Consider the following 13,616-nt stretch of genomic DNA (forward strand, 5'->3'; position numbering starts at 1 on the left):
CCTTAATCACCAAAATTTTTGCATGTGCCATAATTACTGTTATAATATAGTCCAAATTTACCATAAAAAAACCAATTATCAAAATTGGTCTATATTATATTTTCGTTTGGTATAACACCATTCCTATTCCGTAAAAAACATATCCCAAACACATTGTTTGTAATGCTTCAATAGCAATCTTTTGAATAATAAGGTCATTCGTAAAAAATGAAATCAAAGAACTGGAAAAAGCCAGGGTAATAACCGTAATAATCGCCATGAAAATCACATTGTATTTTGCAGTGGTAAAAACCGATTTTTCGGCACGTTCAATTTGTTTCGCTCCTAAGTTTTGACCAACCAAAGTTGCAGCGGCATTACTTAATCCCCAAGCAGGAAGAATAAAAAACATCATGATGCGCAATGCCGTTTGATATCCGGCCGAACCATGATCCCCACCCGTTGTGGCAACCAATTGAGCCAGAAAGATCCAACTGCAGGAAGCAATTACAAATTGTAATACTCCAGGGGCAGCAATTTTTACCAATGCTTTAATTTGTTCCAAATCTGGGATAAAATAAGAAGGTATAATTTTTAGAATTCCTCTGCCATTAAATAAATGATACAACTGGTACAAAACACCAATACTTCTTCCGGTAGTAGTTGCCATTGCAGCACCCATTAATCCAAAAGCAGGAATGGGTCCAAATCCGTTAATTAATATGGGACATAAAATAATATTGCAAATATTAGCCAACCAAAGACTTTTCATGGCAATGGCAGCATTTCCTGCGCCACGGAATATTCCGTTAATAAGAAACAGAAGCATGATGCATAAACTTCCGCCCATCATAATTCGAGTGAAGTTTACCCCGTATTCAGCAGCTTCAACGGAGGCTCCCATAAATAATAAAATGTCTTTGGCATAAATAAAACCAAAAATGCTGATTATTGTATTGATAACAAATGCAATAATGATGGCTTGCATTCCAGCTTTTGCGGCAGCGACAGGATCTTTTTCGCCAATTCGACGAGCAACAACTGCAGTAGCGGCCATACTAATCCCGATAGCAATAGAATAAACAATTGTGATTACCGATTCTGTCAAGCCAACCGCTTGAATAGCATAACTGCTTTGCTCTAAATGGCCGACAAAATATAAATCGACTAAAGCGAAAACCGATTCCATAAGCATTTCTAATACCATCGGAATGGCTAGAAGAATTACCCCTTTTTTGATGCTTCCAGACGTATAGTCAAAGGATTCATCGCCTTTGATAGCTTGCTTTAATATTGTGAAAATTCGAGAAAATAAGTTTTTTTCTAATGTTGTTTCTGTCATGATAAATTAGGATTAATGAGAGGATCAGTCCAGACCTATTAGTCTGAACCAAAAAGTAAATAAAGTGGCCCTAATTATTCGAAAAATAAAGTAGGACTAGACAGAAACTATCATAGCGTTTAGATTTTATGAAAGGTAAATGTAAATATTCTTTTTAATAAAAAAAATTAATCCAACAACTTCTTGCTTACTCGACTACTTGCAATCAGCGAAGCAATAAAGCCAAGCGTAACAATTGTTCCCATAACAATCAGTACATTTTCGAGAGAGAAAATCACTGGATACGCAAGCGTAGGAGTAATCATAACCAGTTGAAAATATTCTTGCAACAAAACGATTATAATTCCTAAAACCAATCCGATAATTCCGCCAAAAACACTCAATAAAGTACCTTGAAGCAGGAATATTTTCCGCAGGTCCTTGATTTCAGTTCCCAGATTGAAAAGGGTTTTTAGGTTTCCTTTTTTGTCCAAAATCATCATAATCAACGCGCCAATTAAGTTGAAAAGTGCCACAACAATCACCAAAGTGAATATTAAATACACAGCGATATTTTCCGTGTTCAACATTTTATAGAGCGATTCATTGAGTTGTGCCCTGTTTTTTACGGTGATTTTATGGTTGAAAATTGTTTGAAGTTGTTCTGTAATAGCAGTTTCATCAGCGCCAGTTTTTACTTTGATTTCAATCCCAGAAACTTGATTGGTTTTGTATTCCAATAGTTCTTGCGCTAAACCTAAATCGGCAAAAACATATTTGGAATCTAAATCTTCGCTGATGGCGTAAATCCCAACAGGAATAATATCCGTTTTGTTAAAAGCTTGTTCCGGATTTTCGATAGCGCCTTTCCCTGGTTTTGGTACCAAAACTTCTAATTGACGATTAAAATCTAATAATCCCATCGAGAATTTTTGTGCAATTCCATAACCCACAACCACTTGATAGGTGTCTGGTTTTAGCCATTGTCCGTTGAAAAGTTTTGTTTCTATGGCGTTTACTTTGCTGAAATTGGAATCAACACCTTTGAGATAAGTAACCTCCTGTTTCCCGTCAAAAGTGAATAAAACACGCTCTTCAATAATTTTAGTATACGAAGCTAAGCCGTCAATTTTCTTGATTTGGCTTTCCTGACTTGGAGAAATCAAAAAGGATTTTCCTAAAGTACTGCTTGTTTTTAAATCAGGATCAATGTCATTGGTAAACGAAAGACTAAAAACTTTCAAGCCGCTAAAAACAGATAAAACCACAAACAAAGCCATTGCGCCAACAATAATTCCCATGCTGGCAATGCGATTGATGATATTTATAGCGTTGTTTTTGCTATTACTAAGAATATACCGTTTGGCTATGTAAAGGGGAAAATTCAAATTTTATTGAAATCTGCGTTTATCCAAAAGATCTCTGTTTTCTATAGGATTATCTCTATTTGCTAACGCATTGTCAATCTTTTCAATGTAATCCAAAGAGTCATCAATAAAGAAAACCAAATTAGGAACTTTTCTTAATTGTAAACGAACACGCTGCGATAAATCATGTTTTATATTTTTAGCATTGGACTTAACCGCCTCTAAAATCTCTTTTGCTTTATCCTGAGGAAAAACGCTTAAATGAACTGTAGCCACAGATAAATCTGAAGTTACAACAACCTTGGATACCGAAATAATTAAATTAGCTACTCCGTTTTTTCTCACTTCACCTTGTAGGATGTCAACCAAATCTTTTTGGATAACCCCACCTATTTTTTTCTGTCTATTTGTTTCCATGCTGCAAAAATACTACTTTTAAGTTTTATACGAACAAATTTTAAAAGTAACCTAAAAATAGTTGTGTTTTTAGGAGCTATTTCCTGCTATCCGTTGCAATCTTTTATAAAGCTGAAAGCCTTCAAAAGGCTTCCAGCTTTATAAAAGGATTTCCACTTCTATCAGGGCTAGGACATTTGGGAACTATCAAATTCAGATTACAGACAAACTAATTCCGCCTTGTCTCCCTTCCCTTTGGGGAGGGTTGGGGAGGGGAAAACATAAAACTCATGCAAAGACCTTCATTCTCCATATACGACGCATCGGCCGGATCCGGAAAAACCTATGCGCTTGTCAAAGAATACCTGAAAATTATCCTTGTCGCACCAAAAAACGACGCCTATCGCAACATTCTCGCCATTACGTTTACCAATAAAGCGGTACACGAGATGAAAAGCCGAATCGTAGGCAGTCTCTCTGAATTTGCTAAAGACGAACCGGCGCAAAAAGCACAGGATTTAATGCAGGATTTGGCTATAGATACGGAATTATCCATCATTCAAATCAAAACCAAATCACAGCAAATCATCAAGCACATTATTCATAATTATGCCGCTTTTGATATTTCTACCATCGATAAATTTACGCATAAAGTGATTCGTGCTTTTGCGCACGATTTGAATTTACCCATGACTTTTGAAGTCACATTGGATACCGAAAATTTATTGATAGAAGCCGTCGATGCCATCATCGCGCAAGCCGGAGAAGATGAGACATTAACAAAGCTGCTCATCGATTTTACGATGGAAAAAACCGATGATGATAAATCTTGGGATATTTCGCGTGAAATTCTCGAAACCGGTCGGTTGGTTTTAAACGAAAACAACCGAAACGAAATCACTCATTTTCAAGACAAATCCATAGCTGAGTTTGTTGAAATCAAAAACAAATTGGCAGAAGCCTGCAAAGTTTTGGAAAAAGAAAGTGTTGTTTTTGCAGAAGAAGCATTATCATTAATTGATAAAAACGGAATTGATACTAAATCTTTTTCAGCAGGACATTTTCCAAAACATTTGTTGAGTATTCAAGAAGGAAAATTCAATCCAAAAAATAAAACTTATCATGAGTTTGATGACATAAAAATTAATAAAACGGCAAAAGATCGTGCGATTATTGAAAACATAATTCCTGATTTATTGCAATTTTTAGACAAAGTTTACAAAACTTTCGAAAAGATAAATTTCTATAAAGCGTTCTTGAAAAACATTACGCCTTTGTCATTATTAAATACAGTAAGTAATGAATTAGCCAAAATTCAGGAAGAACAAAATGTACTTTCCATCTCGGAATTTAATGCGATTATTCATCGGGAGATTCAAAATCAGCCGGCTCCTTTTATATACGAACGATTAGGCGAGCGCTACCGTCATTTTTTTATCGATGAATTTCAGGATACTTCCGAAATGCAATGGCAGAACCTGATTCCGCTTATCGATAATGCACTTTCGGGTCAGGATGATTTTGGAGTAAAAGGAACTTTGATGATTGTGGGTGATCCGAAACAGTCCATTTACAGATGGCGTGGTGGAAAAGCGGAGCAGTTTATTGAATTGAGTAAAGACCAAAATCCGTTCAATAATCCCGATAAAAAACTCGAACATTTAGATAAAAATTACCGTTCCTACTCGCAAATAATCGAATTCAATAATGATTTTTTTAAATTGTTGTCCAATGAATTCGACCATTTGGATTATAAAGATTTGTATGAAAATCACAGCCATCAAAAAACGAATGACAAAACCGGCGGCTACGTAAATATTTCTTTCATTCCAAAAGTAGAAACATCAGAAGATCCCGACACTTCGGGAGAAGAAACGTTGGATAAAACGGATTTATATGTTTTAGCGACTTTAAATGCCATTCAAAAATCCATTCAAAAAGGCTTTCAATACAAAGATATTGTTATTCTGACTCGAAAACGAGACCAAGGAATTGCTATTGCTAATTATTTGACGGAGCAAGGTATTCCACTTTTGTCTTCGGAAACCTTGATGATTCAAAATGCGACCGAAGTTCGATTGATTATTCATTTGTTGAAATACCTGAAAAACAGTTCTGATTTGGAATCCAAAGCAAATTTTCTTCAATATTTAGCACAAAACAGTCAGGATAAATTACCGATTCACGATTTTATTGCTCAAGGAATGGCGTTATTTCAGGAAACTGACTTCGAAAATTGGCTGATGAGTTTCGATGTTTCACTTTCGTTTCAAAACATTAGAAAGAAATCATTGTATGAAGCGGTAGAAACTATAATAGCAAAGTTCCTCCCCCCAGCCCCCTCCGAAGGAAGGGGTGACGGAGTGGTTAACTGTGTGGATAAAAATGGTCTTATTGAATCAGATAAATTAGGATACATGACTGGTGGAAATTATTCTCATCTTTTAATTGAAAAAGCGAAAGAGATGAGAAAAGAGCCAACACATGCTGAGAAAGTTCTTTGGAGGGAGCTTAAATCTAAATCACTAGAAGATTATAAATTCAGGCAACAACATTTGATAGATGATTTTATTGTTGATTTTGTCTGTTTGTCAAAAAAATTGGTTGTTGAAGTTGATGGCGGAATTCATGATTTACAGAAAGAGTACGATGCGCAAAGAACTGAAATTTTAGATAAAAAAGGATTTAAAGTTATTCGATTTAGTAATGAGGAAGTAATTGGGAGTATTTCGATTGTATTAAAAAAAATAAAAGAAGAATTAATTCTACAAGAAACTTTTCTAAATTCCAGTTCTCCAGTTATGGCTCCCTCCCCTTCGGGGAGTCCCGAAGGGGAGGGAGGGGAGGGGAATGCTTACGTTCAATATTTTCTAGATATTGTTCTCGAACGAGACATTCGCAATCAAGCAGGAATTTCGGATTTCTTGAATTTCTGGGATAAAAATGCAGCGAAATTCAGTATTCCGTCTCCGGAAGGGACTAATGCGGTTCGGATTATGACGATTCATAAATCGAAAGGATTGGAATTCCCGGTCGTAATTTTTCCTTTTGCCGAGGAAGATTACAATCGAAAACCAAAAGATAAATTATGGCTGAATGCCGAGGAGCAGGATTTTGGTTTGCCAAAGGTTTTAATCGACAATAGCAGTGCCGTTGAAGGATTTGGAGAGGAAGCAGCTGAGGTTTACAATCAAAAGAAACAGGAAGAATTATTGGACAATATCAATGTTTTGTATGTGGCTTTGACCCGAGCTGAGGAGCAATTGTATGTGATTTCAAACATGAATTTATCCAGTAAAGGAGAAATTCCAAAGAATAATATGTGTGCTTTTTTTATTAATTATTTGATAAATAAAGGAGAATTTGACGAAAGTAAATTGGAGTACGAATTTGGGAAATCAACAAAGTTGTCAAATGAAAAGAAGCATGTCGATACTTCTAAAACGATTCCTTTGGTTACGGAAATTCTCAATCCAAAGAATATAAAAATTGCGCAGCGAGAAGCTCTTATGTGGGGAACGCACCAGCAGGAAGCTATAGAATATGGGAATGTGGTTCACGAAATTTTGTCTTTTGTGAAAACAAAAGCTGACGTGGATTTAGCGATTACAAAATCCATCGAGAGCGGATTAATCACTTTTAACCAAAAAGAAACAGTTTTTAAAACTATTCAGGAAATTGTTAATCATAGTGAACTTTCAACTTATTTTTCTGAAGGGAATGAAATTATGAATGAACAAACCATTATTCAGAAAGAAAGAAAAACAATCAAACCGGACCGAATGGTTGTGACCAAAGAAAAAGACGTATTTCTGTTAGATTATAAAACAGGAATTCACAATTCAAAATACCAATTGCAATTAGAGAATTATCAACATGCGATTGAGTTAATGGGATTTAAAGTGGTAAAAAAAGCACTTGTATATATAGGTTTGTCAATCGATGTAGTACATTTGTAGCCAAAAACTAAAAACTTGAGTCTTGGTGTCTTTAGGACAAAAACTTTAAACCTTAAACTTTTAACAAAATTATGTACGGGAAAATACAACAACATCTGCAGTCAGAACTTCAAACGATTGTAGACAACGGAATTTTTAAATCAGAAAGAATTATCACTTCACCACAAGGGGCAGAAATCACTATTTCTACAGGAGAAACGGTTTTGAATTTTTGTGCCAATAACTATCTGGGATTGTCTTCGCATCCAGAGGTGATTCAGGCGGCAAAAGATGCATTGGATACACATGGTTTCGGAATGTCATCAGTACGTTTTATTTGTGGAACTCAGGATATTCATAAAACATTGGAAAAAAAGATTTCTGAATTTTACGGGACAGAAGACACGATTCTTTATGCTGCAGCATTTGATGCAAATGGAGGGGTTTTCGAGCCGTTATTAGGAGATCAAGATTGCATTATTTCTGATAGTTTGAATCATGCTTCCATTATTGACGGGGTTCGTTTGTGTAAAGCAGCACGTTATCGTTATGAAAATAACAATATGGAAGATTTGGAAAAGCAGTTGATTAAGGCTACAGAAGCTGGAACTCGTTTTAAATTAATTGTTACGGATGGTGTTTTCTCTATGGATGGTGTTGTGGCCCCGTTGGATAAAATTTGTGATTTAGCGGATAAATATGATGCGATGGTTATGGTTGACGAGTGTCATGCTGCAGGATTTATAGGAGCGACTGGTAAAGGAACGCTCGAGGCAAAAGGTGTAATGGGAAGAGTGGATATCATTACTGGAACATTAGGAAAAGCACTTGGGGGTGCAATGGGAGGTTATACGACTGCAAAAAAAGAAATTATTGAAATATTGCGTCAACGTTCCAGACCTTATTTGTTTTCTAATTCTTTAGCGCCCGCAATTGTAGGAGCTTCTATCAAAGTTTTTGAATTATTAGAAAATGATACGACACTAAGAGATAAATTGGAATGGAATACTAATTATTTCAAAGAAGGAATGAAAAAAGCCGGTTTTGACATCATTGATGGTGATTCTGCAATTGTTCCAGTGATGCTTTATGATGCAAAATTATCTCAAACTATGGCAAATGAACTCTTGAAAAAGGGAATTTATGTTATAGGATTCTTTTTTCCAGTGGTGCCAAAAGATAAAGCTAGGATTAGAGTGCAATTATCGGCAGCTCACACAAAAGTCCATTTAGACAAGGCTATCAGTGCTTTTGTTGAAGTTGGGAGAATGTTAAATGTTGTATAATTTCGATTTGAAGTTGTATAATTTCCACTTTTGACGATTTTTATAGGTTTTTTTTAACATTTAGTTTTGTAGTTAAAAATTTACGCATTACTTTTGTTTATAATTAACTAAATCGTAATTAAAAAAATTAAGTATGAAACATCTTAAAAAACTTTTACTTGCTGTAATGATGGTGATGGGTCTAAGCTCTCACGCACAAGACAGTAACAATCCATGGGCTATCTCTTTTGGAGTTAATGCCGTTGATACTAAAACCAGTGCTGGTGGAGGGAAAAATTGGGCAGATCGCCATTTTTCTCAACCATTTGCAGTTAAAGACAACTGGAATATTCTTCCTTCTGTATCGTACCTTAGTGTATTTAGAAACGTAGGAGATAATTTCTCTTTTGGACTTACTGGTTCTGTGAACAAGATTGACAAGTATGTGAAATTTGCTCCAACTGCAGTTGGTCATGATTCTCGTGGATATGTAGTATCTAACCCAGGTGATTTGATGTACTACGGTATCGATGCAACTATTAAATATAGTTTGATGAATTTGATTGGTTCAAAAGTTGTTGATCCATCTCTTTCTGTTGGTGGTGGTTATACTTTTTTTGGAGACAGTAGCTACGGAACTTTAAATCCAGGTGCTGGTTTAACTTTCTGGTTTACTGAGAATGTTGGATTAGAACTTGCAACAAAATATAAAAAATCTTTTGGTGATAGAGAAGATGCTTCTGGAACTCCAGATGCTCCATCACATTTTCAACACTCAGCTGGTATTGTCTTCAAATTTGGAGGTAAAGATACAGATGGTGATGGAATATATGACAAAGATGATGCTTGTCCAGAAGTTGCTGGTTTAAAAGAATTCAACGGATGTCCTGATACTGATGGAGATGGAATTCAAGATAGTGCTGATGCTTGTCCAGAAGTTGCTGGTTTAGCTGCATTGAACGGATGTCCTGATACAGACGGAGATGGAATTGCTGATAAAGATGATGCTTGTCCAGAAGTTGCTGGTTTAGCTGCATTGAAAGGTTGTCCAGATACAGACGGAGATGGAGTAGCTGATAAAGATGACAAATGTCCTACTGTTGCAGGTCCAAAAGAAAACGCAGGTTGTCCTTGGCCAGATACTGATGGAGATGGTGTTTTAGATAAAGATGATAAATGTCCAGATGTAAGAGGTACTGTTGCTAATCAAGGTTGTCCAGAAGTTTCAGAAGAAGTTATGAAAACTTTAAATAACTATGGTAAAATAATCTTGTTTGATTCTGGTAAATCTACTTTCCAAAAAGGTACTTACACAGTTTTACAATCAATCACTTCTATCTTAAAAGAATATCCTTATTCTAAATTCATGGTTGAAGGTCATACAGATAGTGATGGTGCTAATATAATGAACCAAACTTTATCTGAGAACAGAGCTGCTGCAGTTAAAAACTATTTAATTGAAAACGGAATCGCTGCTGACAGACTTAGATCTACAGGTTTTGGAGAAACTAAACCAATTGCAACTAACAAAACTGCAAAAGGAAAAGCAATGAACAGAAGAGTTGAAATATCTTTGATTAAAGAATAATTTCTTTCTAAAATATTTATGGAAAACGCCTCGATTTATCGGGGCGTTTTTTTTATTTTTATAAAATGACAAATACTTCTTTTTTAGATAAAATAGCTTCGGTTTTAATCGAAAATTACTCGGACAATCTTTCTAATACAATTGTTGTTTTACCAAACAAACGAGCCAAAATATTCTTAATTGAAGCCTTAAAAAATCAAGTTACAGCAAATATACTTTCTCCCGAAATTATAAGTATTGAAGATTTTGTTCAAAACATAGCCGGTATTCGTACCATAGATCCCATTGAACTATTATTTGAATTCTACGAAGTCTACTTATCTATTACCGATATAGCAAATCAACAAACCTTTGAATTGTTTGCCAATTGGGCTAAAACATTGTTGCAGGACTTCAATGAAATTGATCGCTATTTATTAGAACCATCCCATGTTCTTTCGTATCTGAAAGATATCGAAGACATCAAAAAATGGGGAATTGAAGTCGAAAACAAAACTGTCTTATTGGAGAAATATATCGATTTTTGGAAATTATTACCCAATTACTATCAATCCCTTTATACTCATTTATTGAATAAAGGAATCGGCTATCAAGGATTGATTTATCGGGAAGCGGTAAATAACTTAAATCATTTTTCGAATTCTGTACAAGACAAACAATTCCTGTTTGCTGGTTTTAATGCGTTGAATGCAGCCGAAGAAAAAATAATCCAGCACCTTATCGCTTCTGATCATGCCAAAATATATTGGGATGTAGACCAGACCTTTCTCAATGATCCGTATCATGATGCAGGACTGTTTGTACGACGTTTCAAAGAAAGTTGGAAATATTATAAACTGCATCCGTTTGAATGGATTGTAAATGATTTTTCGCAGACTAAAAACATTCAGGTTATTGGTACTCCAAAAACAATTGGTCAGGCCAAAATCGCAGGAAGCATTATCGAGAATGTCATCAATGAATCCCGAAGTCTCGGGACTGAAGGGAAGCTTGATAAAGTGGCTGTCGTTCTTGGTGAGGAAAATCTTTTGGTGCCGCTTTTATATTCGTTACCGTCAAGCGTTGGCGCTTTGAATATCACGATGGGATATTCGAGTAAGAACAATCCAGCGCAGATTTTGATTGCCAAATTATTCAAAATGCACACGAATGCGTTGTCCAGAAATGCAAAAAGTTACGTGTTGTATTACAAAGATGTATTGGATATTTTGACGCATCCTTTGGTGGAACCGTATGCGAAAACTAGCGCGCTTGTCCATACCATCAATCAAAATAATTATACTTTTATTACGCATCATAAATTGATGGAATTGAATACAATTCCGAGCGAGTTGTTTCTTTTATTATTTCAAAAATGGGAAAAGGGTTCGATTCCGGTATTAGAGACTATTTCTAAATTATTGCAAACCATAAAAGAAAATTTAAGCAACGATAACGAGGAAGAAAAAATCACTAAGGCTTTTGTTTTTGCCATTTTCAAAGTCATCAATAAACTGATTAATTACTATTCGAAGCACGAACATATCGATAAAATAGAAACGCTTTATGCCATTTATAAACAAGTAATTGATTTGGCCGAAGTTTCTTTTGAAGGAGAACCTTTGAATGGTTTGCAGATTATGGGAGTGTTGGAAAGCCGTGTTTTGGATTTTGACACCGTTATTGTCACTTCGATGAATGAAGGAAAATTTCCGGCGGGAAAATCGCAAAATTCCTTTATTCCATATGATGTGAAACGCGAATTGGGTTTGCCGACTTTCAAAGAAAAAGATGCGATTTATACCTATCATTTCTATCATTTATTGCAACGCGCCAAAAATATCTACTTGCTGTATAATACCGAAAGTGAAGGTTTGGATGCGGGAGAAAAAAGCCGATTCATAACGCAACTCGAAGTCGAAAAGCAGGTTAATCATACTTTAACGCACGAAATTTATAATGCGGTTTTACCCGAAACAGCGTATCAACCGATGGTAATTCCAAAATCGGAAAGTGTGATGGTACGACTGAAGGAAATTGCGGAAAAAGGGTTTTCACCATCGGCATTGACGAGTTATATTAGGAATCCAATTCAGTTTTATTTCCAAAAGATTTTGCGCATCAGCGAAGTCGAAGAAGTTGAAGAGAATATTGCCTTGAATACGTTGGGAACCATTATCCACGAAACTTTGAAAGTTTTATACGAACCTTTCATTGGCAAATTTATATCAGAAAGTGATATTTTAAATTGTTTCAAACAAATTGACGCTGAGGTTCTCAAGCAATTTAAATTGGTTTACAAAGAAGGCGAAATCAAAAAAGGAAGAAATTTGTTGGCGTTTGAAGTCGCCAAACGTAATGTTTCGAATTTTCTGAAAGTAGAATTGGAAAGTATTAAGAACGGCGACGCAATAAAAATTCTAGCTTTAGAGGAAACTTTCGAGCGACCATTACATCATCCTAATTTGCCTTTTCCGGTACTGATAAAAGGAAATGTAGACCGAATTGAAGAGCGTAACGGAATCATTCGAATTATCGATTACAAAACGGGTAAAGTAGAAAAAGCAAGCGTCACTTTGAAATCCTGGAAAGGACTGACTGAAGATATTAAAAGCGATAAAATCATTCAGGTGCTGGCATATGCTTATATGTATGAGCACGAAGCAAAAGGAAAGCCAATTGAAGCGGGAATTATTTCTTTTAAGAATTTAAAAGCAGGGTTTCTTCCGTTTAATTTTAAAGAAGAGAAAGAAATAAATTCAATTATAAATGAAGAAATTTTGAGTAATTATCTCGGGCAAATGGTTCTTTTATTAAGCGAAATTTTAGATGAGAATATTCCTTTTGAAGAGAAAACAATTTAAATAGAATTCACAATTAGAAAATTAGCCAACATCTTTGAGTTTTACAAAAGCACTTTGACAATAAACGTGTCAATAAGTCTTTTAGCATGGATTTTTGGAGGACTTGAAACCTTCAAGTACGTACTTATTATTTTTGGTTTCTTCATCAGTATTTTGATAAAAGAAGTGAATGCTAAAAATGAATACCTGTTTTATTACAACAACGGAATCTCAAAACTGCAGTTGTTTGTGTATGGTTTTATGCTGAATTTTGTTTTTTCGATAGTATTGATTTTAGGCATTAATGTATTACTCAAATTCGTATGACTAAAAGTGTTTTAGAAGTGGACAGTGTCCAAAAACAGTATGATGGAAAAATCATAGTTTCAGATGTGTATTTAAAATGCGAAACCGCCGATATTATTGGTGTTTTAGGAAGAAATGGTTCGGGAAAATCGACCTTGTTAAAAATTATTTTCGGAATTGTAACTGCTGATTTTAAATTTGTTCGGGTTGATGGCGTCGTGAAATCAAAAACCAGCGATTTGCTAAACCAAATCAGTTATTTGCCTCAAGAGAATTTTATTCCAAATTCATTTTCGATAAAAAAGACAATTCAATTGTCCATTACCAAAGAGAAATTGCAGGATTTTTATGCCGATGAAATGATTCAATCGATGCTGAACAAAAGAATAAAACATTTGTCCGGCGGAGAATTACGGTATTTAGAAATTAAATTAATCCTGAATAACGCGTCAAAATTTGTTTTGTTAGACGAGCCTTACAATGGTTTATCACCAATCATGATTGAAAAAATAAACGGATTAATACCAAACACATGTATTATATAGTCCAAATTTCATCTAAAAACACATAGCTATATCCACAGATACTCATTACCTCTTTTTTGCTTGTAGCTTTTACGAGGTTAGTAATGAAA

At 35.1% G+C, this 13,616-nt stretch carries 9 protein-coding genes; 6 read left to right on the forward strand and 3 right to left on the reverse strand.

The genetic code is table 11. The features are described 5' to 3' along the window. Positions 1-94: 94 nt before the first annotated feature. The 3 genes from ACNQGX_RS17760 to rbfA all read right to left on the reverse strand — a co-directional run bounded on the left by ACNQGX_RS17760 (position 95) and on the right by rbfA (position 3,084). Entirely contained in the window at positions 95-1,321 is a 1,227-nt protein-coding gene (locus ACNQGX_RS17760) for an MATE family efflux transporter (protein WP_417978541.1), read from the reverse strand. A 167-nt stretch (positions 1,322-1,488) separates the two neighbouring features. Further along, on the reverse strand, positions 1,489-2,688 hold the full coding sequence (locus tag ACNQGX_RS17765) for an ABC transporter permease (RefSeq protein WP_417978543.1): 1,200 nt from the start codon (positions 2,686-2,688) through the stop codon (positions 1,489-1,491). 3 nt (positions 2,689-2,691) lie between these two features. Then, a complete protein-coding gene (gene rbfA, locus ACNQGX_RS17770; RefSeq protein WP_131914784.1) occupies positions 2,692-3,084 on the reverse strand; it encodes a 30S ribosome-binding factor RbfA in 393 nt (130 codons plus the stop codon). A gap of 269 nt (positions 3,085-3,353) precedes the next feature. Here rbfA and ACNQGX_RS17775 point away from each other — a divergent pair, with 269 nt between their 5' ends. From ACNQGX_RS17775 to ACNQGX_RS17800, 6 genes are all read left to right on the forward strand, one after another. Further along, positions 3,354-7,022 carry a UvrD-helicase domain-containing protein gene (locus ACNQGX_RS17775; RefSeq protein WP_417978546.1) on the forward strand — a complete coding sequence of 1,223 codons (3,669 nt, stop codon included), beginning with the start codon at positions 3,354-3,356 and terminating at the stop codon, positions 7,020-7,022. Between the two features lie 71 nt (positions 7,023-7,093). Then, positions 7,094-8,287 (forward strand): glycine C-acetyltransferase, encoded by a 1,194-nt coding sequence (gene kbl, locus ACNQGX_RS17780; protein ID WP_417978548.1) that lies wholly within the window; start codon positions 7,094-7,096, stop codon positions 8,285-8,287. Positions 8,288-8,420: 133 nt separating this feature from the next. Then, positions 8,421-9,854, forward strand: a complete 1,434-nt coding sequence (locus ACNQGX_RS17785) for an OmpA family protein (protein WP_417978550.1) — start codon at positions 8,421-8,423, stop codon at positions 9,852-9,854. 65 nt (positions 9,855-9,919) lie between these two features. Further along, a complete protein-coding gene (locus ACNQGX_RS17790) occupies positions 9,920-12,697 on the forward strand; it encodes a PD-(D/E)XK nuclease family protein (protein WP_417978552.1) in 2,778 nt (925 codons plus the stop codon). 66 nt (positions 12,698-12,763) lie between these two features. Beyond that, positions 12,764-13,003: a hypothetical protein gene (locus ACNQGX_RS17795; RefSeq protein ID WP_417978554.1), complete on the forward strand. Its 240-nt coding sequence runs from the start codon at positions 12,764-12,766 to the stop codon at positions 13,001-13,003. Next, entirely contained in the window at positions 13,000-13,527 is a 528-nt protein-coding gene (locus ACNQGX_RS17800) for an ATP-binding cassette domain-containing protein (protein ID WP_417978556.1), read from the forward strand. The genes ACNQGX_RS17795 and ACNQGX_RS17800 overlap by 4 nt, the downstream gene beginning before the upstream one ends. Positions 13,528-13,616 lie beyond the last annotated feature (89 nt).

Origin of the sequence: Flavobacterium glycogeni (assembly GCF_048286775.1) — a bacterium.
Lineage (GTDB): Bacteria > Bacteroidota > Bacteroidia > Flavobacteriales > Flavobacteriaceae > Flavobacterium.

Bases quoted from the DNA above. Each gene is read 5' to 3' on its own strand.
- ACNQGX_RS17760 (WP_417978541.1), bottom strand. From the start codon at position 1,321: ATGACAGAAACAACATTAGAAAAAAACTTATTTTCTCGAATTTTCACA.
- rbfA (WP_131914784.1), bottom strand. From the start codon at position 3,084: ATGGAAACAAATAGACAGAAAAAAATAGGTGGGGTTATCCAAAAAGAT.
- ACNQGX_RS17775 (WP_417978546.1), top strand. From the start codon at position 3,354: ATGCAAAGACCTTCATTCTCCATATACGACGCATCGGCCGGATCCGGA.
- kbl (WP_417978548.1), top strand. From the start codon at position 7,094: ATGTACGGGAAAATACAACAACATCTGCAGTCAGAACTTCAAACGATT.
- ACNQGX_RS17785 (WP_417978550.1), top strand. From the start codon at position 8,421: ATGAAACATCTTAAAAAACTTTTACTTGCTGTAATGATGGTGATGGGT.
- ACNQGX_RS17790 (WP_417978552.1), top strand. From the start codon at position 9,920: ATGACAAATACTTCTTTTTTAGATAAAATAGCTTCGGTTTTAATCGAA.
- ACNQGX_RS17800 (WP_417978556.1), top strand. From the start codon at position 13,000: ATGACTAAAAGTGTTTTAGAAGTGGACAGTGTCCAAAAACAGTATGAT.